The following is a 21,126-nucleotide window of genomic DNA, read 5'->3' on the forward strand; positions in this document are numbered from 1 at the left end:
ATGCTGGCGATACACGGCGGAACGGCGGTACGCGGCGGGCGCGAGTGGCCGGGCTGGCCGCAGTACGACGAGCGCACCGAGGCGAAACTGCTTGCCGCACTGCGCTCTTCGCGCTGGTCGGTGAGCTGGTACAGCCCGCGCGGCGGCAAATCACGCGAACGACTCTTCGGTGAGGCCTTCGCCCGCTACCACGACGCGGCCTACGGCGTCAGCGTCGATCACGGGTCCTCGGCGCTGGTGATCGCGCTCGAGGCCCTGGGCATCGGCCCGGGTGACGAGGTCATCGTGCCCGTCATGACCTGGGTGGCGCCGGCCACGGCGGTGCTGCGGGTGGGCGCGCGCCCGGTGCTGGTCGACGTGGATCCCGTGACCGGCTGCCTGACCGCCGAGCAGCTGCGCGCGGCCACCGGGCCGCAGACCAGGGCCGTCATCGTCGTCCATCTGGCCTGTACCGCAGCGCGTATCGACGAGATCACGGCGGTGGCCGACGCGGCCGGACTCGCCGTGATCGAGGACTGCTCGCAGGCGCACGGCACCCGATGGGCCGGACGAGCTGTCGGAACCTTCGGGGATATCGGGGTGTTCAGCCTCGGAGCCGCCAAGGCCCTCGCCGCGGGCGAAGCGGGCGCGGCCATCACCGGCAACCGCGAGCTCTACGAGCGAATGCTGATGCTGCGCGCCGACTCTCGCGGCTACACCCCGCAAGCGCCCGAGCCGGGAGCGTATGAGCTCGTCGAATACGGCACCGTGATGGGCGCGAACTACTGCATGTCCGAACTGACCGCCGCGATCCTGCTCGATCAGCTGCCACGCCTCGATGACCAGCACACGCGCCGCGAGGCCCGCGTCAAGGAACTCGAAGCGGGACTGCCCGGCATCACGGGCCTGGCCCCGATTCCCGTCCCCGCACCTGTGGACCGACGCGGCATCTACGAGTACGGAATCCGTTTCTCCCCGGGGACTTTCGGTGCGGCCCCCGTCGAACAGGTCGCCACCGCCTTGACGGCAGAACTCGGCACGAAGGTGTATCCACCCCGGACCCCACTGCATCGCAGCGTGCTGCTGCGCCCGCAGACCAAACCTCGTTTCGCGCGCGAATGGGCCGCCGCCGCGACCCGTGCCGCGGACCGCCCGTACCCGGGTGCCGCCCACTACCGCGCACACACCCTGCTCATGCACCACAGCGTCCTGCTCGGCGAGCGTCGCGAGGTCGACGACATCCTCACCGCCCTGGACAAGGTGCGCTTCCATGCCCGATCCCTGCCCACGGAAGGCCCCGCATGACCTCGGAACTGATGGCGGACTGGGAAAGTCGCACCATCGACGGCATCCGCACCCGCCGCGCCCTCGACTCGGACTGGGAGTCGCTGCGCGACCGCTACGCCCGCGCCTTCGGCGGTGTCGCCACCCACGACTTCGAGGCGTGGAAACGCCAGTTCCGCCTCGAGGACATCGCCGTCGTCGAGGACGTCGCGGACGCCGCCGATCCGCGAATCGTCGGCACGGCGGCCATCATTCGCACCAGCGTCACCGCGCCCGGCGGCGCGCAACTCGAGGTGGCCGCCTGCGCCCAGGGCATGGTCGCGACCACCCATCAGAAGCTCGGCATCTACGCCAAGGTGCAGGCCGAGTTGATGGCCATCGCCATGGAGACGGGCGCGGACGTGCTGGCCGCCATGCCCGGCCCCGGCGGCAGCTACTCCTATGTCGGCGTGACCAGCTACACCCGTCACCTGCGCATCGACCGGGCGCGCTCGGCACTGCGCAGCTTCCAGGCGAATTCGGGTTCGGTGCGCGAGGCTCGCTTCCGCGACGCGGTGCCGCAGCTGCGGCGCATCTACGCTCGCTGGCAGCAGGCGACACCGGGCGCGCTGGCGCGCAGCGAACACTGGTGGGCGAGCTCGGTCGGCGCGGACGCGTTCATCATCGTCCATCCCGACGGTTACGTCGTCTTCGAACTAGCGGGAAAGTCGGTGCAGGTCAAGGACTTCTGCGCGCTGACCGTCGCCGCGCACCGCGAATTGCTGCGCTGTCTGCTCGGGCAGGGCGAGTACGACGAGATCCGGATGGACACCGCCCTCGACGATCCGACCCCGCTGCTGCTCGAGGATGCCCGCACCGCCACCGTGACGGGTGTCGACGCCGGGGTGTGGGCGTGGATTCTCGATCTGCCCAAGGCGATCGGGGTGCGCGAATTCCGTGCCGACTTCCACGGGGTGGTGGAGGTCGCCGACCCGTGGGGTCTGAGCACCGGCACCTACGGCCTCGAGATCTCCGGCGGTCAGGGTCGCTGGCAGCCGCTGCCGGACGCGTCGCCGGATGTCCGCATCGGCCCGCTGGAGCTGACGACCGCCTACTTCGGCGCGCACGGCATCGGCGAACTCGAACGTGCCGGGCGGGTGGAGGAATTCACCGCCGGCGCGGCCGCCGCCCTGGACCTCGCGTTCGCCCCGCGCCGAAAACCGTTCAACACCACCCCTTTCTGACCGCTCCGCCTTGTTCGAGGAATCCGCTATGACCACCCATCGCGCCGGGCACCTGCCCGCCGCCGCCAAACGGTTCCTGATGTGGGACCCGAATCCGTCGATCCTCGGGGTCACCATGCCCTTCCCGACCCCGAACGCCATGCCCCCGGACCGGGTGCGCGACATGCTGATCGCGCTGGCCGACAACCACGAGACCCTGCGCGGCCGCTACGGCTACGGCATGGACGCCAGCTGGGAGATCCTGCCGCCCTCCGACATCGAGGAACCGGCGATCGACTTCCGGACCGTCGACATCGAGGACGTGCCCGCCACCGAGATCGGCGCGCTCATCGAACGCGAGACCGTGGCCGCCAATGCCCGCCTCGACCCGCCGTCGGGCCGCATCATCTCCGCGACCCTGTTCACCCGCGTGGCCGGTGGAAACATCTTGCTGCTCACGGTGCATCACGTGGCCTGCGACGCGGTGGCGCTGTGGATCCTGTGGGGCGATATGGCCACCTACGTGCAGCAGTGGGAGTCCGGCGCGCCGATCGAGCTGCTGCCCGAATCCACCACCTGCTCGGAGTGGGCCACCTTCCTCACCGAACATTCCAAGACCCGGACGGGCGAGGCCGACTACTGGCTCTCGACCAGCGACAGCGAACCCTATTCACCGGATCGGCCAGACAGCCCGGACCCGGTCTACCTCGACGGCGTGATCGACGGGGAGCTCTCCGCGCGGCTCTTCGACGAGCTACCCGCCGCCTACGACGCCACCCACACGCGAATCATGCTGGTGGCCTTGGGATTGGCCGTCGAAGACGTGCTGGGTGTGCCGCGTCCGATCCAGGTGCAGAAGCACGGCCGCTACGCCCGTCTGCGACCCGGCACCGACCTCGGGCGGACCGTCGGCTGGCTCTCCGACGACTACCCGTGGCTGCTGGCGGCCGTCCCGGGTTCGCACGCGCAGCGCCTGCACCACGCCATCACCGAATATCCCGCCAGCCCCGAGGATTTCACCCTGCTGCGCTGGTACAACGCCGACCTGGCCGAACAGTTCCTCACCTTCAACCACCCGAAGTACTACTTCAACTTCGTCGGCGACATCGGCGGCTACGTCCCCGGCTCGCGGTCGCGCGAACTGGCCCGCATGACCGTCTTCGACCTGAGCATGCTGCTGGGCGGCTACCGCGAGGACGGCGTCCGCAAGGTGCACTATTCGGTGCATTCCCCGCGCGGTGGCCTCGGCGAGAAGCGCGTGAACGAGATTGTCACCCAGTGGCTTTCGATCCTGGAAAGCGTGGAACTGTCATGACCGAAACCACCTGCCCGGTCACCCGGATCACCACCGCGACCGGCGATCCCGCCTGGCTGGCCACCGGCTACACCCTGGTGCGCGACCTGTTCAGCGACCCGCGCCTGGGCCGCGCGCACCGCACTCCCGACACCGCGGCGCGGCTGGGGGAGTCGGCGTTCTCCGGCGGCCCGATCGGCAACTTCGACACCGAACTCGAGGACCACGCGCGCATGCGTGCCCTGCTGCAACCGCACTTCTCCCCGAAACGGATGCGGGAGTTGCGTCCTCGCGTCGAGACCATCACCGCGCGCCTGCTCGACGACATGGCCGAACAGGGTTCACCCGCGGATCTGCAAGCCGCACTCGCTCTTCCGCTACCGCTGCTGGTGATCTGCGAACTGCTCGGCGTGCCCTACGCCGACCGCGACCAGTTCCGTGACTGGGTCGACGCGGTCGGCCATGTCACCGACCGTGCGAAGGTCGAACAGGGCGTGGCCGAACTGTTCGAGTACTGCCAGAAACTGGTGCGCGACAAGCGCAACAGCCCCGGCGACGACGTCGTGTCACGACTGTGCGCGGTCGCCGACGCCACCGACGACGAGATCGCCACCCACGCCATGGTGCTGCTGTTCGCCGGGCACGAGACCTCCGCGGTGCAGATCGGCGTCGGCGTGCGCATGCTGCTCGAGAACCCGTCGCAATGGCAACTGCTGCACCGCAATCCGGATCTGGTCGCCGATGCCGCCGAGGAACTGCTGCGCGCCTGCGACGCCAGCAGCCTGCCGCGCTACGCCCGCGCCGACCTCACCGTCGAAGGCGCCGAGATCACCGAGGGCGACCTGGTGCTGCTGGGTATCGCCTCGGCCAACCACGACCCGTCCCGGTTCACCGATCCCGGCCGCCTCGACATCACCCGCCAGGAAGCCCCGCACTTCCTGTTCGGCTACGGCCCCCGCTACTGCCTGGGCGCGCCGCTGGCCCGCATCGAATTGCAGGTCGCCTTCGCGCAACTGGTCGCCCGCTTCCCGACCATGACCCTCGCCGTCGACTCCTCGGCCCTCACCGAACGCGACGACATCTTCACCGGCGGCCTCACCGCGCTGCCCGTGCAGTGGTGAAACACCCCGAACGACAAGAGGATTCACTAGCTATGGCACTCGCCACCCCCGTCGCCGCGCCGCTCGTCATGACCGGCCGCCGCATCTGGCTGATATTCACCGCGCTCAGCGCCGGCCTGTTTCTGGCCAGCCTCGATCAGATGATCACCGGCGCGGCCATGCCCACCATCGTCGGCCAGCTCGGCGGCGTCCCGCACATGGCCTGGACCACCACCGCCTACCTGCTGGCGACCACCATCGTCATGCCCGTGTACGGCAAGTTCGGTGACCTGTTCGGCCGCCGCCACCTTTTCCTGTTCGCCATCACGATCTTCACCCTCGCGTCCCTGGGCGCTGCGGTCTCGACCGGCTTCTGGGAGTTCATCGTCTTCCGCGCCTTGCAGGGCGTGGGCGGCGGTGGGCTGCTGATCCTGGCCCAGGCCACCATGGCAGACGTGGTGCCCGCCAAGGATCTCGGCAAATACGGTGCACCGATGGGGGCCATCTACGGCCTCACCGCGGTAGGCGGCCCGATCCTGGGCGGTGTGTTCGCCGACCACATCGGGTGGCGCTGGTGCTTCTGGATCAATCTCCCGATCGGCCTGGTGGCCTTGGCAATTGCCACCCGCTACCTGACGCTGCCCAGCAAACGCCCCACGGTGCGACCCGACTACTCCGGTGCCGCCCTGATGACGATGGGCACCACCCTGCTGATCCTGGTCAGCGACTGGGGTGGCAAACGCTACGGCTGGAGTTCACCGGTGATCGCCGCCATGATGATCGCCTTCGTAGCGGTGGTCGTGATCTTCGTGCGCGTGGAATCCCGTGCGGCGGAACCGATGTTGCCGCTGCGGCTGTTCCGCAACCGCACCTTCACCACCACCACGCTGCTCGGATTCATCATGGGCCTCATCATGTTCGCCTCGGTCGCGTTCGTGCCCACCTTCCTGCAGATGGCGACCGGGGTATCGGCCTCCACCTCCGGGCTGCTGTCCATACCGATGACCATCGGCATGTTCCTGACCGTGTCGACCTCACTGGGCGTGGTCACCCGCACCGGCAGCTACCGGCTCTATCCGCCACTGGGTGTCGCGGTCATCGCGGCGGGCATGATCTGGATGACCCGCCTGGACGCGCACACCCCCGCTTGGGTGGTCTCGGCCATGCTGTTCGTGGTCGGCCTGGGCTTGGGTCTGGTCATGCAGTTGCTGGTGATGCTCGTGCAGAACGCCGTCCCCTCAACCGATGTCGGCACCGCGACCAGTGCCAACAACTACTTCCGGGAAATGGGCGGCGCACTGGGCGTGGCCATCTTCGGCTCGATCTTCACCCACCGCCTGACCGGCAACCTCACCGACGCGTTCACCTCCCACCCCCGCGAGGTCGCGGCCACCCGGCTCAACCCCGCCGCCCTGCCGCCCGCCGTGGTCAGCCACCTGCCCGGCCCGCTGCGGGACGCGATCGTCGGATCGTATGCCGACGCCCTGGTCCCGGTCTTCGCGTATCTGCTTCCGGGCCTTGCGATCGCGTTCGTCGTCGCCCTGCTGATCCCGCATATCCCGCTCGCGGAGGTATCGGGTCTGGTGGCACGCAAGGAAGCCGTGCACGAGGCGGAAGCGATCATCGTCGAGGAGAAGGAGCCCAGCGGATTCCTCGGCACCCAGCCCGCGTGAGCGTGCGGGCTCAGGCGATGCCGGGGACCGGTTGCCGCGTCGCGTTGTTCTCGGGCGAGTTCGCCGCATCGCGTTGCTCAGCGATTCGGCGGCCGATCTCGGTCCAGGACAGTGGCGGCTCGTTCGCGGGCGCGGTGAAGAACACGAAGGTGGCCTCCCGCATGACTTTTCGCTTGCGCGCGACCGTCGAGCGGTGCGGCTCCGCACCCGCATAGGCGTAGATCGCCGCCTTGTCCTCCCATGCGGAGTAGGTCCAGAACGTGCCCTTCAGCATCTCGGCTTTCAGTGCCACGCCCAGCGCGCCGGGGGAGCGACGGGCCTGCCGCCACAGCGTCAGCGAGGCGATGAGGAAGCCGGGGGCATCGAGCAGCGATCTGACCTCGAGGCGGGAGGCCATGCACTGGACCTCGGGGGTGGTGGGCGGGGCGACCGTTGTCCACGGAATCGTCGGCATCGGTATCACTTTCGATAGGGAGGGCGGTGGACTGCCCACTGTTCGAGTTGTCGGTTCTTTTCAGCCTCGGTTCACGGCGAAAATTGATCAACGGCGAACTGCGTATGATGCGATAAGCCACCGTGATTGATAGGAAAACCGCATGGACCTGCGCGATCTGGATCTGCGCGACATCGAGATCTTTTTGATGTTGTCCGCCGAATTGCATTTCGGCCGGACGGCCGAGCGGTTGCACCTGTCGCAAGCCCGGGTCAGTCAGGTGATCGGGAAACTGGAACGCCGCATCGGCGCGAAGCTGTTCGAACGCTCCAGTCGCACAGTGACATTGACGCCGATCGGGCTTCGGCTGCGCGACGATCTGCAAACCAACTATCGCGACCTGCGAGCCAGCTTCGGCCGGGCGGCCCGCGCCGCGCACTACGGCGACGCGGGTGTGCTGCGGCTGGGAATCACCAGCAGCAACCTCGACGATGTCCGCCCCGTGCTGAACGCCTTCCAGGTCCGCCATCCCGATTGCACCGTGCATATCGAGCACGTCCACTTCGGCAACCCGTTCGGTGCGCTCCGCGACGACGAGCTGGACGTGCTGGTGAGCTGGCTGCCCATCGAGGAACCCGATCTGGTGGTCGGCCCGACCCTCTATTCGGAACCGTTCATGCTGCTCGTCGGTGCGGATCATCCACTCGCACAGCGTGAGTCGGCCTCCTACGAGGACTTGGCCGACTACGGCGTCTTCGGAGTGCCCCCGTCCGATCCGGCCAACCTGCCTCCCGACTACTGGACGGCCGCCGCGGTCCCGTTCTTCGCCCCCAGTGGTCGCCCTATCTCCCGTACGGCGCACGCCGCCAACTTCCAGGACCTGATCCTGCTCGTGGCGGCAGGCAAGGCCATCACCCCCGTGCACGCCCATGCCGCCCGCTATTACTCCAGGCCGGACGTCACCTACATCCCCATGCCCGACGTCCCGCTCGCCCGATGGGCGCTGACCTGGCGGCGATCCGCGGAGACCGACCTGATCAGGGACCTGGCCGCCACCGCGAGCGCACTGGTCGGCCAACCTATCGATCAAATGTCCAGATTGCAGTAGTGTCCGGTGCGCTACTGCGATGGACCAAGGAGTTCGGGTTGAGACGCCATTCTCTCAGGCGTGGGATGTCGGTGCTGGTTTCCGGTGCCGTACTTGCGGTTTCGGCCGTCGCGATGGGTGCCGGCAACGGTCAGGCCGAGACCGGTGATCCGATCATCGACTCCAAGAAGCTGACCGCCGACCCGGTCGCCCCCGACGGTTCGAAACTGGTCTCGGGCACCATCGACGGCCGCAACATCACCCTGCAGGTCCATTCGGTGGCGATGGACAAGGACATCACCGTTCGCGTGCAACGCCCCAAGGACGCCTCGCAGCCGCGCCCCGGGCTCTACCTGCTCAACGGCGCGGGCGGCGGCAACGACATGGCCACCTGGTGGCACAACACCGACGTCGGCGACTTCCTCGCCGGACAAGACGTCAACGTGGTGATGCCGATCGGCGGCGCGTTCGCCTACTACACCGACTGGCAGCGCGAAGACCCCGAACTCGGCCTCAACAAATGGCGCACCTTCCTGCTCGACGAGCTTCCCGCGCTGGTCGATCCGGCGTTGGGCACCAACGGAATTCGCGCGATCGCTGCCAACTCCATGACCGCCACCGCCGTCCTGCAACTGGCCGAAGCCAACCCCGGCTTCTACTCCGCCGTCGCCGGTTACAGCGGCTGCGCGCAAATCTCCGACCCGATCGGCAAACGCTTCACCAAACTGGTCGTGGAAACCTACGGCGGCGGCGACGTCCGCAACATGTACGGCGACGACAACGACCCCGCCTGGACCGCCAACGACCCGGTGGTCAACGCCGAAAAGCTCCGTGGCACCAACCTTTTCATCTCCACCGGCAGCGGCATGCCCGGCCCGCACGACCACATCGGCGACCCGTACATGATGAACCCCACCCAGCCCGGTCTCGCCAACCAGCTGCTGGTAGGCGGCATCATCGAAGCCGCCGTCAACTACTGCACCCACAACCTCCAAAACCGCCTCAACGACCTGCAAATCCCCGCCACCTTCGACATGCAACCCTCCGGCACCCACTCCTGGGGCTACTGGCGAGACGCCTTCTACGCCTCCTGGCCCCAGCTGGCATCCGGCCTAGGCCTACCCCAGTAGCCCGCTCACTCCCTCCACCGCCTCCAACTCATCGACGTCGAGAGCCCGCATCCCGAGCAACTCACCAACCGTGATCGGCATCCCGACCCGCCCATCCCGCCCGACCGGACACCACGACCCATCCGCATATTGCAGCCACCCGGCCGGCAGTTCCCCGCCCAGCAGTGCAAGAAGACCCTCGACCGTCATTGCGCGGCCTCGCTCGGGTCACCGGTGCGGGCGTACGTATTCTCTGGCGAGATCGTGACAATGTCGGCAACGGCGACTACCTCTGCCGGTACCTGACCGTCGAAATGCTCGAGGCTGGGCACGATTACGGTGTCTACACCCGCTCGGGAGAGCGCGATACGTAGCCGGTAATTCTTTCGAATTGTGTTCTCGCTGAACACGACTGTCTTGCGCAGGTCATAGCCCTTCAATCGGGCCGTGCGCTCGATCTGCCGCTCGTCGTGTTCCCGGCGAGTTCCCGATATGTCGCTGCGCAGGAACCCAACCGCGGATGGCAGCAGCCCCAATGTCACCAGCTCCCCAGTAGACGCGATCGTGTGAAACGACTCCCCGGCGTGCAGGGTTGTGGACCGGACAGCTCGCCGAGGTCGCCCGTGGCAATTGGCCACGAAGCGAACGTTATTGCCGTTCAGTCCGCTATCGGTAGGACAATGTGTCCTACTGCCGCGCGCTGTACTCGGTACGCTCGAAGGGGCCGAACTCGACTTCCGCGAAGGGCCCTATTCCCATGAAAGACGCCTCGATCGGCGAACGTATCCGCGAACTCAGAGGCTCTACGCTGTCGCAGCGACGCCTGGCTGAGCGGGCCGAAGTCAGCGTCGACCTGATCCGAAAGTTGGAACAGGGGAGTCGCACAGGCGCTTCGATCGCAAGCCTCCACAAGATCGCCCGGGCACTCGATGTGGATATAGCCGACCTGCTGGGTAAACGGCACGGCTTGCCGTCGCCTGATCCAGACGCGGGTGTGGTCGCGATCCGGCGTGCGCTCACGACCGTGGATGACCTGCTCGACTCCGTCGCTGGGCAAGAACCCGTGAGCCTGTTGGAGGCTACCCGCGCAGTCGAATACGCCTGGGGCGCTTACTGGTCCGGGCGATACGGGGTGCTGGCATCCATCCTGCCGTCCGGGATCGCCCAACTGCGCGCCGCCGCGCACGCCGCCCAGAGCCAGGACATCGCGCCGGTAAACGAACAACTCGCCCGAATGATGTGGGTGACCGGGTGCACGCTCGTACATTTCGGGCAGACCGACCCGGCTTTCATCGCCATCCGCGAGGCATTGCAGGCGGCCGAACGTGGCAATGATCCGCTCCTCGCCGCGACGCTCCGAGGCTCGGTCGGCTGGCAACTGCTGGTACAAGGCCGCTTCGAAGAGGCACGCGGCGTCGCCCTCAAGGCCGCGGCCACCGTAGAGCCTGCCGGGGATGTCCCACCCGCACACCTGTCGGTCTACGGCGCACTACTGCTCCAGGGTGCAACGGCAGCCGGTAGGAACCAGCACACTGGAGAAGCGATTTCACTCGCGCGGGAGGCGAGGGAGACCGCCACCCGTCTCGGCCGGGATCGCAAGGACTATGAAACCGACTTCGGGCCAAGCCAAGTCGTCATGCAAACGGTGGATATCAACATATCGGCCGAGAAGTACTCGGAGGCAATCCAAGTCGCGAAGACCATGCCCAACCACGGCGCCGGTCTGAAACCCGTTGCGCAGGCTCGCCACCTTGTCGATCAAGCGCAGGCACTCGCCAGAACCGGCCAGCACCAAAAGGCACTGGACATGCTGCTGACCGCCGAGCGGGTCGGAGGTTCGGAGTGGGCGAAGTATCAGACCCTGTTGCGCACCGTGATTGCCGAGCTGCTCGACCACGACCGGCGGACCTCCCTACGTGATCTCGCCCAGCGGGTGGGCGTGAATTCGTAGGGCACTCGGACCGACTCGTACCCCAGAAGGTTGCCTGACTCGCTCGTGCCTCAATCCCTCAGCGGGAAGCCGACATTCGATGCGTCAGCGACGGCTATCGCGGGAGTTGGGCGCCAGCTTCACGGCTCGACACCTGGGGCTGGAAAAATGAAATCCATCCAGGTCCCGGTGCGGCGGAAGCCGATTCGCTCGTAGACGGTGCGGGCGGGATTGGAGTCGGTGACCGACAAACCGAGGGTAGGCAGGCCCGCAGCGGTGGCTTGGGCGATGACAATCTGAAGCAGGGCCGTGCCGAGTCCCGCGAATTGTGGCTCGGGGACCCTGAAGATTTCCGACAGCCATGGCCCGTCCGATTCGGTGTCGTTGACCAATGCCGCCGCCACGACCCGGTGTCCCTCGACTACCGTTGTGCTGCATGGCGACAACGGCCCCATCAGTGTGCCGTCGTAAAGCCCGTCGAGTGCCGCGAATGCCTCGCTGTCGAAATCGGGATGAGAAGGCGGATACGCGGCCGACAATGCGGGGCGCAGTGCCGCGGCCGACATATTCCGAGCCGGGACCGCGCGCAGGCCCGGGCGTAGATCCGGCTCGATAGTCGCCGATGAATCCGTCAGATTCATTGTGTAAGTGTGGAATACGCGCACCGACTGTGCTCCGTTGGCAATGAACGGACCAGCGACCTCCGCGATGGCGGTGGCGCCCCAGCCTGCCAGTGTCGTGGCGACCAAGGACACGACACGCGGATTCACCGTCGTGACTTCATCGTCCATCGACAAGTCCGCAGCCCAAGGTCGACCACTGCGCCACTCGTGCTCGTAGTGGGCAATCGGCACCCCATCGCCATCGCGGATCGTGCATACCGGGTCACCGGACACCGGCGACATACCGGAGTTCATCGGACTCGCCGCATCATCGGTCACGCTCTGGATCATTCCGCAGCAGTCCAGGATCGCAGTCAGGTGGTCACGGCGGTGGCGGAAATCTCGATCAGCCAATCGGGACGGCCGAGGCTGGCGACACCGACCAGGGCACCGGGTTTGATCGGGTTGATGCCCAGCGTGGCTGCTGCGGCTCGCATGCCTTCGGCCAGAGCCGGATACTTGGATTCGTCCCAGTTGGGAACGTAGAACGTCAGATTCACAACGTCGTCGAAGGTGGCTGCGGCCGCGGCGAGCGCGATCGCCACGTTGCCCAGCGCGCGTTCGGTTTGAGCGGTGAGGTCTCCCGGGCCGACGATAGTGCCGTCGGGGTCGTGGGCTGCCTGCCCGGCTATATGGATCAGCCGCGAACCTGTCGCCACCGAGACATGGGCGTAGCCCTTCGGGGTGGGCAGCCCCGGCGGGTTGATCGTGGTCACTGACATCGGAGCCTCCGTCGGAGCGTCGGGCCGTGGGCTGTGGGTCGCAGACCCGGCTTCACCAGGTCTTGCCGCCCGGCTCCCGGATCGTGTGGTTGATCCGGTTGAAGAAATTGGTGATCGCGATGTTCAGGACGATCGAAAAGATCTGCTTGTCGTCGAAGTGGGCGGCAGCCGCCGCCCAGATCTCGTCGGTCACGCCCGGCGAGCCGTCCTGGATCCGGGTGGCCGCCTCGGCCAGCGCGAGTGCCGCCCGCTCCGCCTCGGTGAAGAACGGGGTCTCGCGCCAGGCGACCACGTTGTGCAGTCGCTCGTCGGTCTCCCCAAGCTTCTTCGCCGACTGGACGCCGGTGAAAACGCAAGGGCTGCACCCGTTGATCTGACTGGCCCGCAGATGAACCAGCTCGAGCACGAGCGGGTCTACTCCACCTGCGTGAATCGCCTTCTGGAGATGCTCGATCCCGGTGATCAAGTCGAGGCTCGCCACGGTCTTCATACGTGCTTCCACCGGTTCCACCGTGGACTCGCCGCGCCCCGTTGGGGTATTTGTATGACTCATGCATATAAACTAGAGCCATGTCTCGAACCCCGTCAAGCCGCCAGCACGCCGCCAACGTCCTGGGCGCGTTGAGTCTCGCAATCGCCGATCGGATGAACACCGCCGTCGAAGCGATCGCCGCGCTCGGCCCGTCGGCCCCGGCCGCCCTCGCCGCCATGCATGAGTTCCTCGACGGCACATCGGTAACGCAGCTGAGCTCCGTGCTCGGCCTGACCCACTCGGGCACGGTCCGACTGGTCGACCGCCTCGTCGCCCAAGGCCTCGCCGAGCGTGTCGGAGCACAGGACGGACGGGCCGTCTCCGTGGTCTTGACCCAAGATGGCCGCAGCACGGCCGAACAGATACTTCGAGCACGCGAGCAGTCATTGGCGAGCGCACTGTCCGCACTGCCCCCGGACGAGATCGACAATCTCGCAGCCGCGTTGGACGCGATGTTGACCGCGGTCACTCAGTCCAGAGCCGAGGACCGCGCCACCCGCACCACCGACCGTCCACAACCTTGGTTGTGCCGCCTCTGTGACTTCGCCGCATGCGGTCGCAGCGAGGGCAACTGCCCCGTGAACAACGCGAACACCACCAGCACTAGTCGAGGGCGTTGACGGAAAGGCCCAATCGCGTTGCTATTGAGCTGCGGCAGTACACTTCTCGACCCAGTCGACGTAACCTTCCGTCGACCACGCAACCGGCGTCGCGATGATCTCCGGCCCACCGGCCCACGGATGCAACTCCAGAATCCGTGCAACGAGGCGATCCCGCACCGCCGCCGATGTTTTCAGCGTGACCCGCCATTCCTGGCCCTCGCCGAGTTGATCGAGGTGCCAGAACACCGACCACGCCGGACCCGTCACCTCCGCACCCGCTGCCAGGCGCTCGGCCACAACCGTGCGAGCAATCTCCCTCGCATCTTCCTCGGTCGGCGTCGTAGTAGTAACCGACCACACCCGTGCCTCCGCCATGGATCCAAGACTATTCAGCCGGAAGCAGTGCCAAGACCGCCGCCAACGCAATCGGGGCAGTAGGAGAGACTTCACGCATGAGTCTTGCAGCGCGTCTCGAGCAGCTCGGCCGCCCGCTGGTCGAGGAGCAGCTGGCGCATCCGACCGTGGCGGGGATCGCGAAAGGTGATCTCGCTGAGCCGGTGTTTCGGTCCTGGCTGGAGCAGGACTACCTGTTCCTGCTCGACTACGTGCGCGTCTTCTCCAGGCTCGCGTGGCAGGCACCGGCCGCCCATCTCGGCGATCTGGTCGACCTCGCGCACGCGACTTTCCACGACGAACTGTCGATGCACCGCAGTCTGGCAGCGGAGTTCGGCGCCAACCTCGATGGCGCCATCAAGGGTGAACCGTGCACGAAATACACTGCGTTCCTGCTGGATTCGGCCGCGAACTATGCTGATGGCCTAGCCGCCCTCTACCCCTGCATGTGGGGCTATTCGACGCTCGGCGCCATGCTCGCCTCAAACCCGCCCGCCGACCCGCGCTACCAGCGCTGGATCGACACCTACGCCGACCCCGGCTTCGCGGCGCTCACCGCCCGCTGCGCCCAGATGCTCGACGAAGCGGGCGGTGACAACGCGGAGGAGCTGTTCCTGACCGGTATGCGTCACGAACTCGCGTTCTGGGATGTGCCGCTCAGCCGAGGGTGAACCGGTAGATCGTATCGGTGAGCGGCGGCCGCCTGTATATCGTTGAGGCTCAGTCGATTCCGAGGTTCAGGGTGTACGACGCATCGTTCGTGGGCGACATGATCGTCAGGTAGTAGGTGCCGGTGACCGGGAGGTAGAGCTCGGATTCGGTGGTGTCGACGGCGAGCAGTTGGCCGGTGGGTGCGGTGAGGGTGTAGATGCCGGTTCCGGAGGCGGACGTGTAGTGCGAGGCGAGTACGGCGCTCAACTGTTGACCGCCGCGGGCATCGAAGCGCCACACGTCGGAGTATCCGCGGTTGATGTAGCCGTCCACGCTGCCGTGGTCGGCGCCGTACGCGAATTTGATCTCGGCATTGACCCCGCTGGCGTGGGGCGCACCCGCACCCGTCAGCGAGACGAAGAGTCCTGCGGCGATCGCGCTCATGGCGACGGCCGCCTTGCGGGTGCCGGTGGCAAAGGCAGTCATGTGGTTCCCCCTGGTTCGGCCGGAGGTGCTTCCATCCGGCACTACCGTTCTATTCGCATCTGGAGCCAAAACCGTTGCGCCCCTACTCCCATGGGCACGCAAATTCCCGACTCGGACCGCACTCGCACCCGGCAGGGACGCTGACATCGGCAGGTATCGGGAAGTTATTCTGTGGCGGCTGATTCGGCCTGTGCGTCGTTGCTGGCGTTGGCGCGGTCGATCTCGGCCATATGATCCTCGGCCCAAACGCGCAACGCCGCCAACGGAACCTCCAGGGACAAGCCGAGTTCCGTGAGTCGATAGTGCACGCGCGGTGGCACCGTCGGCTCCACTCGGCGAGTGGCCAGACCGTCGCGGACCAGACTCTGCAGAGTCACCGACAGCATCTTCTGTGAGACGCCGGGCATGCGCCGCCGCAGCTCGGCGAACCGCACCTCACCCGGATCGGCCTGCGCGAGCACCTTGACCGCCATCGACGTCCATTTCGTTCCGACACGGTCCAGCAACTGACGTGTCGGGCATTGGCTATCGAACAGATCACCGCGACGTGGCGCCTCCACATCAGCTGATCGAGCAGTCACCTGGACCTCACCACCTGTACTCAACGTGCCGTCTTGGCAGCGTAGCAGCTGTTACCTACCGTTTCATGGTAACCAATAGTTACCACCTGGAGGGTCGATGTCCCGCACGCCACCACCCCGCACCGCGTCGATCGAGCTGCGCCAGATCGAGACCAACGGCATCCACGCCAACGTCGCCATCGCCGGTTCCGGCCCCGCGGTCGTTCTGCTGCACGGCTTTCCGCACACCTGGCGACTGTGGAGCGAGATCATCGGCCCGCTGTCCGCCGACTACCGCGTCATCGCCCCGGACCTGCGCGGATTCGGCGCCAGCAGCCGCGCCTCGGACGGCTACGACGCCGACACCCTGGCCACCGACATCGCCGGAATACTCGACGCCCTCGGCGAACCCACCGCGGCCGTGGTCGCGATCGACGCAGGCACCCCGGTCGCGGTCCTACTCGCCCTGCGGCACCCCGCTCGAGTGCGACGGCTGGTGGTCATGGAAGCCCTGCTGGGCACTCTCCCCGGTGCCGAGAACTTCCTCGCCGCGGGCCCGCCCTGGTGGTTCGGTTTCCACGCCGTCCCCGGTCTCGCCGAAGAAGTCCTGGCCGGCCACGAAGCGCGGTACATCGAATGGTTTCTCACCACCGGCACCCGCGGTCGTGGCGTGTCAACGGATATCCACGACGCATTCGTCGATTCCTTCACCGAAAATGACGCCCTACGTTGCGCCTTCTCCTACTACCGTGCACTGCCCACCAGCGCACGCCAACTCGAGCACTCCGCAACGACTTCCAGGCTCACCGCACCGACCCTGGCGATAGGCGCCCACCCGGTCGGCGACGCGCTGGAACGGCAACTGCGCCCCATCACCGACAACCTTGTGGGACAGGTCATTCCGGATTGCGGTCATATCATCCCGCTCGATCGTCCGCAGGAACTGCTCGACCTCATCGTGCCATTCCTCGCGGCAGAACATGTTTGACAGCGCACTCGTGCGGAGCGACGCAACCGCTGAGGTGGATGATCGTCACCGCTGTCGGCTCGGCCGCACGATGATCTCGTTCACGTCGACGTCGGCAGGCTGGTCGATGGCGTAGGAGACGGCCGCAGCAATGGCGTCCGGCGTGATGGCATGCGCCCGATAGGCGCGCATTGCCTGTGCCGCACCGGATTCGGTGATGGAGTCCGCCAACTCGGAGGTGACCACGCCGGGGGAGACGGTCGTGACCCGAACCGAGGGATCGCACTCCTGCCGCAGCCCTTCGGTGATCGCCCAGGCGGCGTACTTGGTGCCGCTGTACACCGCGCTGGTCGGAACCACCTGGTGAGCGCCGATGCTCGCGATCGTGACGAAGTGGCCCGAGCCCTGCGTGGTGAAATACGGTAGCGCCGAGGCGATTCCGTGCAGGAGGCCGCGCACGTTGACATCGATCATCCGGTTCCATTCGTCGACCAGCAGCGAATCCAGCCGGGACAGCGGCATCACCCCGGCATTGCTGATGAGCACATCGACGCGTCCGGTCTGCTGGTGAGCGGCCGCCACGAATGCGGCGACGTCCGCCGGGTCGGTCACATCGAGCCGGATCGGGTGCAGATCGCCCTTGGTACGTTCGGCCAAGGCGTGCAGTCGGTCAGTACGCCGGGCCCCCGCGACGACGCGATGTCCCGCACCGGCGAGCCGAGTGGCGATGGCCTCGCCGATTCCACTGCTGGCACCGGTGACCAGCACTGTCTTCTGTTCCGTAGTCATGCCGACCACACTGGCTGTGCCGCAGCCGATGCGGCAGGACGCCGTTCTCCTGGGAGTAACGCACCCAGGATCACCGTGCCGCCGCGACCTACGATGACCGTTATGGCCCCCACCGAGCTAGGCGACTACCTGCGTGCCCGCCGCGCGCAACTACGTCCCGAGCAGGTCGGTCTCCGGTCGGCCGGACAGCGTCGCGTTCCGGGTCTGCGTCGCGAGGAAATCGCGCTGCTGGTCGGGGTCAGCGTCGACTACTACATCCGGCTCGAACAGGGCCGTGAACGCGGCCCCTCGGCTCAGGTGGTCGATGCCCTGTCCACCGCGTTGCGGCTCGACGCCGACGGTCGACACCATCTGTTCCGGCTGGCCGGCCTCGCCCCGCGTACCCGCACATCCACCACACCCGACCGCATCGACCCGAGCCTGTCGCAACTCATGGCGGCCTGGCCCGACAACCCGGCAATCGTTTACAACCGCGCCTGCGATGTCCTCGCCTCAAACGCGATCGCCGACGCGCTCTTCCACGACTGGACCCATTCGCGCAACCTGATGCACATCGTCTTCACCGATCCCGCCGCCCGACAGTTCTACACGGACTGGCCCGACGTCGCCCGCAACTCGGTGGCCGGATTCCGTTTCGGCCACGGCGAAGCCCCCGACGACCCGCGGATTCAGCAGGTGCTCAACGAACTACTTTGCCGCAGTGCAGAATTCGCCCGATTGTGGACCACTCACGATGCGTGGGGAAAGTTCCTGCAGAGCAAGCAATTCCACCACCGCGACGTCGGTTCGCTCACCCTGACGATGCAGACCTTCGATGTCCGTTCCAGCCCCGGTCAAACACTCGTCGTCTACCACGCTGCCCCCGACACCCCCAGCAGTCACGCCCTTACCCTGCTCGGTTCGCTGGCCGCTACCGCTCGCGAAAGCCGCTGTGAGGAGCCACGAACAATTGCCGCGAACTCCGAGGGTTATCCGCCGGACCTAGATCAGCGGTCCGCGCGGTGATCCGGAATCGGATTCGCCTGACCGGGGCCGGGTGGGTCTGAGAAGGTCGCCATATGAAGATCGGTGTCGCACTTCCACAAATGGCTCCCGGCTACGGACCGGGTACGACGGTCGATTGGGCTCGGCGGATCGACGCGGGCCCGTTTTCGAGCGTCTCGGTGGGGGAGCGGGTGACGTTCTCGAATCCGGAGATGGTGGCGACGCTGGGCGCCTGTGCGGCGGTGACGGAACGCGTGCAGGTGCTGGGGAACCTCTGGGTGCTGCCGCAGCATCCGGTGGCGATGGTCGCCCAGCAGATCGGCACCCTCGACCAGCTCTCGAACGGGCGCCTCGAGGTCGCCGTCGGTGTCGGCGGTCGCGAGCACGACTACCGGGCTCTCGGTGCGAACTTCACGGGACGGCATCAGCAGCTCGATGACAAAGTCGCCGAACTGAAGTCGCTGCTCGCGGGCGAACCGCCGTTCGAGGGCGCGGACCCGGTCGGGCCGACGTGCGTGCAACCGGGCGGGCCGATCATCCTCGCCGGTGCGATGGGGCCGAAGGCGATGCGCCGGGCAGCGCGTTGGGCCGGCGGCATTTCCGGCTTCAGCATCGCGGGCAACGCCGAGGAGATCGCCAAGGTGGGCGAGCTCGCCGACCGATGCTGGGCCGAGGCCGGTCGTACGACGACCCCGCGCAAGGTCAGCGGGTGCTTCACCGCGCTGGGCGTCGGCGACGCGTCAGAGGCGTTGCGCTCCTTCACCGCTCACTACCTCGGTTTCCTCGGGCCGAAGCTGGCCGGGATGGTCGCCGCCTCGGCGCGCGCGTCGAGTCCCGAGGTGCTCGCCGACATTCTCGACGGCGCCGCGCAGGCCGGTTGCGACGAGTTCATCCTGGTCCCGGCCGTCACCGACCTGAAATTCCTCGAGGTGGCCGCCGAAGTGGTGGCCGCCCGGTCTTGACGCTCGAGGATTGAAACAGGTTCTATTCCTTGCATGACTCTGCGAGTGATCCAGTGGGCCACCGGCGGCCTCGGCCAGGCCGCTATCGGCCAGATCCAGCTGCACCCGGATCTCGAGCTCGTCGGGTGCTGGGTGCACTCGCAGGCCAAGGCCGGTCGGGACGCCGGTGAGCTCGCCGGGATCGGCCCGATCGGCGTCACCGCCACCAACAGCATCGACGAGATCCTCGCGCTCGACGCCGACTGCGTCCTGTACTCGCCGCTGATGCCGAATCCGAAAGAGGTTGCGGCGCTGCTGCGTTCGGGCAAGAACGTGGTCACACCGCTGGGCTGGTTCTGGCCGACCGCGGAGGAGAAGGAGCGGATGGCGGCACCGGCCATCGAGGGCGGTGTGACGCTGCACGGAACCGGCATCGATCCGGGCGGTGCCACCGAGCAGCAGCCACTGTTCTTCACCGGCCTCTCCAGCGCGATCACCTTCGTGCGCGGTGAGGAGTACTCCGACATCCGCACCTACAACGCCCCCGACGTGGTGCGCCACCTCATGGGTTTCGGTCAGTCGCCCGAGCAGGCGATGAACGGTCCGATGCTGGCGTTGCTGGACAACGGATTCGACCAGTCGGTGCGCATGTGCCTGGACACCCTCGGCTTCGCCGACGCGGACATCCGCAGCAGCCGCGAGGTCGCGGTCGCGACCGCGCCGATCGATTCGCCGATCGGCAAGATCCAGCCCGGCCAGGTCGCCGCCCAGCGCTTCGCCTGGGAGGCCTTCATCGGCGACACCAAGGTCGTCCGGGTCGCGGTCAACTGGCTGATGGGCGACGAAAACCTCGACCCGCCTTGGAAATACGGCGACGGTGGCGTCCGCTTCGAGGTCGAGGTGAAGGGCGACCCCGACTGCCAGGTGACGATTCACGGATGGCACCCGACCAGCGTGGCGCTCGGCCTGGAACGCAACCCCGGCATAGTCGTCACCGCAGCCCACTGCGTGAACTCGATCCCCTACGTCTGCGCCGCCGAACCGGGCCTGCTGACCTTCGTCGACATGCCGGTGGTCACCGGCCGAGCACACCCCGACCTGGCCCGCTGATCACCCGGTCGAACTAGGACCGGAACTGACCTGTATCCCCGACATACTCGGGTCATGAACGACATCGAATCGACTGCGGGACAGCCCGATCGGGCCGAGATCACCGAGTACAACGATCCGAACGCGCCATGGAACCAGGCACGCGACGACGAGGGCAGCATCGCCACCTGGAACGACGATGTGATCAAGGAATTCCGCGAGAACTCAGGCAAGGTCGGCGGTGCCTACGCCGGCGGAGACCTCATCCTCCTCACCACCACCGGAGCCAAAAGCGGCAAGCGGCACACCACCCCGCTCGGCCCCCTGTACCGAGACACCACCATGTACGTGAGCTCGTTCGTCGACGACAGATACCCGGCCTGGTGGCACAACATCAAGGCGAATCCGCAGATCACCATCGAACTCCGAGACAAGACCTACCAGGCCACCGGCAAGGTCCTCGAAGCCGAGGCCTACGACGAATTCGCAGCCTGGGTACTAACCGAAAACCCACTGCTGGCGGATTTCCAGTCGAAGATCGACCGCCCGATTCCCTTGGTCGTACTGACCCTCGACGGCGAGAGCTGAACGCGGTTCCTCAAAGTACAAGGCGGGCAGGCGGTCCCGAGCACGGTGCCGCCCTTGCCAGTTGGCTCT

General features: G+C 66.7%; 24 protein-coding genes. 15 read left to right on the plus strand and 9 right to left on the minus strand.

Features of this window, described 5'->3' with window-relative positions; genetic code table 11:
* Genes OG300_RS11140 through OG300_RS11160 form a run of 5 tightly spaced genes read left to right on the plus strand, consistent with a single transcriptional unit; the run spans nucleotide 1 to nucleotide 6,532 of the window.
* Nucleotides 1-1,284: a DegT/DnrJ/EryC1/StrS family aminotransferase gene (locus OG300_RS11140; RefSeq protein ID WP_405494838.1), complete on the plus strand. Its 1,284-nt coding sequence runs from the start codon at nucleotides 1-3 to the stop codon at nucleotides 1,282-1,284.
* Nucleotides 1,281-2,486, plus strand: a complete 1,206-nt coding sequence (locus OG300_RS11145) for a GNAT family N-acetyltransferase (RefSeq protein WP_405494840.1) — start codon at nucleotides 1,281-1,283, stop codon at nucleotides 2,484-2,486. Before OG300_RS11140 ends, OG300_RS11145 begins: the two co-directional genes overlap by 4 nt.
* Before the next feature lie 28 nt (nucleotides 2,487-2,514).
* On the plus strand, nucleotides 2,515-3,780 hold the full coding sequence (locus OG300_RS11150) for a condensation domain-containing protein (RefSeq protein WP_405494842.1): 1,266 nt from the start codon (nucleotides 2,515-2,517) through the stop codon (nucleotides 3,778-3,780).
* Nucleotides 3,777-4,880: a cytochrome P450 gene (locus tag OG300_RS11155; RefSeq protein WP_405494844.1), complete on the plus strand. Its 1,104-nt coding sequence runs from the start codon at nucleotides 3,777-3,779 to the stop codon at nucleotides 4,878-4,880. The genes OG300_RS11150 and OG300_RS11155 overlap by 4 nt, the downstream gene beginning before the upstream one ends.
* Before the next feature lie 32 nt (nucleotides 4,881-4,912).
* Complete coding sequence (locus tag OG300_RS11160; RefSeq protein ID WP_405494846.1) at nucleotides 4,913-6,532, plus strand: DHA2 family efflux MFS transporter permease subunit; 1,620 nt, start codon at nucleotides 4,913-4,915, stop codon at nucleotides 6,530-6,532.
* Between the two features lie 10 nt (nucleotides 6,533-6,542).
* Here OG300_RS11160 and OG300_RS11165 read toward each other — a convergent pair whose 3' ends face one another.
* Nucleotides 6,543-6,986, minus strand: coding sequence for a hypothetical protein (locus OG300_RS11165; RefSeq protein WP_405494848.1), 444 nt, complete (start codon nucleotides 6,984-6,986; stop codon nucleotides 6,543-6,545).
* Between the two features lie 142 nt (nucleotides 6,987-7,128).
* Here OG300_RS11165 and OG300_RS11170 point away from each other — a divergent pair, with 142 nt between their 5' ends.
* Both OG300_RS11170 and OG300_RS11175 read left to right on the plus strand, forming a co-directional pair.
* Entirely contained in the window at nucleotides 7,129-8,073 is a 945-nt protein-coding gene (locus tag OG300_RS11170) for a LysR family transcriptional regulator (protein ID WP_405494850.1), read from the plus strand.
* Nucleotides 8,074-8,138: 65 nt separating this feature from the next.
* Nucleotides 8,139-9,182, plus strand: coding sequence for an alpha/beta hydrolase (locus OG300_RS11175; protein WP_405494852.1), 1,044 nt, complete (start codon nucleotides 8,139-8,141; stop codon nucleotides 9,180-9,182).
* A 185-nt stretch (nucleotides 9,183-9,367) separates the two neighbouring features.
* On the opposite strand, the gene OG300_RS11180 is transcribed toward OG300_RS11175, so the two are convergent.
* Nucleotides 9,368-9,703: a hypothetical protein gene (locus OG300_RS11180; protein ID WP_405494854.1), complete on the minus strand. Its 336-nt coding sequence runs from the start codon at nucleotides 9,701-9,703 to the stop codon at nucleotides 9,368-9,370.
* A 215-nt stretch (nucleotides 9,704-9,918) separates the two neighbouring features.
* Between OG300_RS11180 and OG300_RS11185 the strand changes: the two genes are divergently transcribed.
* Nucleotides 9,919-11,112 (plus strand): helix-turn-helix domain-containing protein, encoded by a 1,194-nt coding sequence (locus OG300_RS11185; protein WP_405494856.1) that lies wholly within the window; start codon nucleotides 9,919-9,921, stop codon nucleotides 11,110-11,112.
* 119 nt (nucleotides 11,113-11,231) lie between these two features.
* On the opposite strand, the gene OG300_RS11190 is transcribed toward OG300_RS11185, so the two are convergent.
* From OG300_RS11190 to OG300_RS11200, 3 genes are read right to left on the minus strand one after another with little or no spacing between them, the layout of a single operon-like run.
* Nucleotides 11,232-12,032 (minus strand): GNAT family N-acetyltransferase, encoded by an 801-nt coding sequence (locus tag OG300_RS11190; protein ID WP_405494858.1) that lies wholly within the window; start codon nucleotides 12,030-12,032, stop codon nucleotides 11,232-11,234.
* Nucleotides 12,033-12,067: 35 nt separating this feature from the next.
* The gene (locus OG300_RS11195; protein WP_405494860.1) at nucleotides 12,068-12,475 is read right to left on the minus strand and encodes a RidA family protein; all 408 of its coding nucleotides are present in this window, start codon (nucleotides 12,473-12,475) and stop codon (nucleotides 12,068-12,070) included.
* A 52-nt stretch (nucleotides 12,476-12,527) separates the two neighbouring features.
* Complete coding sequence (locus OG300_RS11200) at nucleotides 12,528-12,965, minus strand: carboxymuconolactone decarboxylase family protein (protein ID WP_405494862.1); 438 nt, start codon at nucleotides 12,963-12,965, stop codon at nucleotides 12,528-12,530.
* Between the two features lie 80 nt (nucleotides 12,966-13,045).
* On the opposite strand from OG300_RS11200, the gene OG300_RS11205 reads away from it, so the two are divergent.
* Nucleotides 13,046-13,627: a MarR family winged helix-turn-helix transcriptional regulator gene (locus tag OG300_RS11205; RefSeq protein ID WP_405494864.1), complete on the plus strand. Its 582-nt coding sequence runs from the start codon at nucleotides 13,046-13,048 to the stop codon at nucleotides 13,625-13,627.
* Nucleotides 13,628-13,648: 21 nt separating this feature from the next.
* Here the strand turns inward: OG300_RS11205 and cutA are convergent, their stop codons facing one another.
* Nucleotides 13,649-13,984, minus strand: a complete 336-nt coding sequence (gene cutA / locus OG300_RS11210) for a divalent-cation tolerance protein CutA (protein WP_405494866.1) — start codon at nucleotides 13,982-13,984, stop codon at nucleotides 13,649-13,651.
* 77 nt (nucleotides 13,985-14,061) lie between these two features.
* On the opposite strand from cutA, the gene OG300_RS11215 reads away from it, so the two are divergent.
* On the plus strand, nucleotides 14,062-14,673 hold the full coding sequence (locus OG300_RS11215; protein ID WP_405494868.1) for a TenA family protein: 612 nt from the start codon (nucleotides 14,062-14,064) through the stop codon (nucleotides 14,671-14,673).
* A gap of 49 nt (nucleotides 14,674-14,722) precedes the next feature.
* On the opposite strand, the gene OG300_RS11220 is transcribed toward OG300_RS11215, so the two are convergent.
* Both OG300_RS11220 and OG300_RS11225 read right to left on the minus strand, forming a co-directional pair.
* Nucleotides 14,723-15,139, minus strand: coding sequence for a hypothetical protein (locus OG300_RS11220; protein ID WP_405494870.1), 417 nt, complete (start codon nucleotides 15,137-15,139; stop codon nucleotides 14,723-14,725).
* A 164-nt stretch (nucleotides 15,140-15,303) separates the two neighbouring features.
* The gene (locus OG300_RS11225; protein ID WP_405498525.1) at nucleotides 15,304-15,699 is read right to left on the minus strand and encodes a winged helix-turn-helix transcriptional regulator; all 396 of its coding nucleotides are present in this window, start codon (nucleotides 15,697-15,699) and stop codon (nucleotides 15,304-15,306) included.
* Nucleotides 15,700-15,817: 118 nt separating this feature from the next.
* Here OG300_RS11225 and OG300_RS11230 point away from each other — a divergent pair, with 118 nt between their 5' ends.
* A complete protein-coding gene (locus OG300_RS11230; protein ID WP_405494872.1) occupies nucleotides 15,818-16,687 on the plus strand; it encodes an alpha/beta fold hydrolase in 870 nt (289 codons plus the stop codon).
* Between the two features lie 45 nt (nucleotides 16,688-16,732).
* On the opposite strand, the gene OG300_RS11235 is transcribed toward OG300_RS11230, so the two are convergent.
* Nucleotides 16,733-17,455 (minus strand): SDR family oxidoreductase, encoded by a 723-nt coding sequence (locus tag OG300_RS11235; protein WP_405494874.1) that lies wholly within the window; start codon nucleotides 17,453-17,455, stop codon nucleotides 16,733-16,735.
* Nucleotides 17,456-17,557: 102 nt separating this feature from the next.
* Here OG300_RS11235 and OG300_RS11240 point away from each other — a divergent pair, with 102 nt between their 5' ends.
* Genes OG300_RS11240 through OG300_RS11255 form a run of 4 tightly spaced genes read left to right on the plus strand, consistent with a single transcriptional unit; the run spans nucleotide 17,558 to nucleotide 21,057 of the window.
* The gene (locus OG300_RS11240) at nucleotides 17,558-18,460 is read left to right on the plus strand and encodes a helix-turn-helix transcriptional regulator (protein ID WP_405494876.1); all 903 of its coding nucleotides are present in this window, start codon (nucleotides 17,558-17,560) and stop codon (nucleotides 18,458-18,460) included.
* A gap of 53 nt (nucleotides 18,461-18,513) precedes the next feature.
* Nucleotides 18,514-19,401 (plus strand): LLM class flavin-dependent oxidoreductase, encoded by an 888-nt coding sequence (locus OG300_RS11245; RefSeq protein ID WP_405494878.1) that lies wholly within the window; start codon nucleotides 18,514-18,516, stop codon nucleotides 19,399-19,401.
* Between the two features lie 33 nt (nucleotides 19,402-19,434).
* A complete protein-coding gene (locus OG300_RS11250) occupies nucleotides 19,435-20,490 on the plus strand; it encodes a dihydrodipicolinate reductase (RefSeq protein WP_405494880.1) in 1,056 nt (351 codons plus the stop codon).
* A gap of 54 nt (nucleotides 20,491-20,544) precedes the next feature.
* Nucleotides 20,545-21,057, plus strand: a complete 513-nt coding sequence (locus OG300_RS11255; RefSeq protein ID WP_405494882.1) for a nitroreductase/quinone reductase family protein — start codon at nucleotides 20,545-20,547, stop codon at nucleotides 21,055-21,057.
* Nucleotides 21,058-21,126: the final 69 nt, after the last annotated feature.

The organism is Nocardia sp. NBC_00511 (assembly GCF_045161165.1).
GTDB lineage: Bacteria > Actinomycetota > Actinomycetes > Mycobacteriales > Mycobacteriaceae > Nocardia.

Excerpts from the sequence above, each read along its gene's own strand:
- OG300_RS11240 (WP_405494876.1), top strand. The coding sequence starts at position 17,558 with ATGGCCCCCACCGAGCTAGGCGACTACCTGCGTGCCCGCCGCGCGCAA.
- OG300_RS11245 (WP_405494878.1), top strand. The coding sequence starts at position 18,514 with ATGAAGATCGGTGTCGCACTTCCACAAATGGCTCCCGGCTACGGACCG.
- OG300_RS11185 (WP_405494856.1), top strand. The coding sequence starts at position 9,919 with ATGAAAGACGCCTCGATCGGCGAACGTATCCGCGAACTCAGAGGCTCT.
- OG300_RS11235 (WP_405494874.1), bottom strand. The coding sequence starts at position 17,455 with ATGACTACGGAACAGAAGACAGTGCTGGTCACCGGTGCCAGCAGTGGA.
- OG300_RS11155 (WP_405494844.1), top strand. The coding sequence starts at position 3,777 with ATGACCGAAACCACCTGCCCGGTCACCCGGATCACCACCGCGACCGGC.
- OG300_RS11175 (WP_405494852.1), top strand. The coding sequence starts at position 8,139 with ATGTCGGTGCTGGTTTCCGGTGCCGTACTTGCGGTTTCGGCCGTCGCG.
- OG300_RS11215 (WP_405494868.1), top strand. The coding sequence starts at position 14,062 with ATGAGTCTTGCAGCGCGTCTCGAGCAGCTCGGCCGCCCGCTGGTCGAG.
- OG300_RS11220 (WP_405494870.1), bottom strand. The coding sequence starts at position 15,139 with ATGACTGCCTTTGCCACCGGCACCCGCAAGGCGGCCGTCGCCATGAGC.
- OG300_RS11205 (WP_405494864.1), top strand. The coding sequence starts at position 13,046 with ATGTCTCGAACCCCGTCAAGCCGCCAGCACGCCGCCAACGTCCTGGGC.
- OG300_RS11170 (WP_405494850.1), top strand. The coding sequence starts at position 7,129 with ATGGACCTGCGCGATCTGGATCTGCGCGACATCGAGATCTTTTTGATG.
- OG300_RS11140 (WP_405494838.1), top strand. The coding sequence starts at position 1 with ATGCTGGCGATACACGGCGGAACGGCGGTACGCGGCGGGCGCGAGTGG.
- cutA (WP_405494866.1), bottom strand. The coding sequence starts at position 13,984 with ATGGCGGAGGCACGGGTGTGGTCGGTTACTACTACGACGCCGACCGAG.
- OG300_RS11200 (WP_405494862.1), bottom strand. The coding sequence starts at position 12,965 with ATGAAGACCGTGGCGAGCCTCGACTTGATCACCGGGATCGAGCATCTC.
- OG300_RS11165 (WP_405494848.1), bottom strand. The coding sequence starts at position 6,986 with ATGCCGACGATTCCGTGGACAACGGTCGCCCCGCCCACCACCCCCGAG.
- OG300_RS11160 (WP_405494846.1), top strand. The coding sequence starts at position 4,913 with ATGGCACTCGCCACCCCCGTCGCCGCGCCGCTCGTCATGACCGGCCGC.
- OG300_RS11255 (WP_405494882.1), top strand. The coding sequence starts at position 20,545 with ATGAACGACATCGAATCGACTGCGGGACAGCCCGATCGGGCCGAGATC.
- OG300_RS11250 (WP_405494880.1), top strand. The coding sequence starts at position 19,435 with ATGACTCTGCGAGTGATCCAGTGGGCCACCGGCGGCCTCGGCCAGGCC.
- OG300_RS11195 (WP_405494860.1), bottom strand. The coding sequence starts at position 12,475 with ATGTCAGTGACCACGATCAACCCGCCGGGGCTGCCCACCCCGAAGGGC.
- OG300_RS11230 (WP_405494872.1), top strand. The coding sequence starts at position 15,818 with ATGTCCCGCACGCCACCACCCCGCACCGCGTCGATCGAGCTGCGCCAG.
- OG300_RS11150 (WP_405494842.1), top strand. The coding sequence starts at position 2,515 with ATGACCACCCATCGCGCCGGGCACCTGCCCGCCGCCGCCAAACGGTTC.
- OG300_RS11145 (WP_405494840.1), top strand. The coding sequence starts at position 1,281 with ATGACCTCGGAACTGATGGCGGACTGGGAAAGTCGCACCATCGACGGC.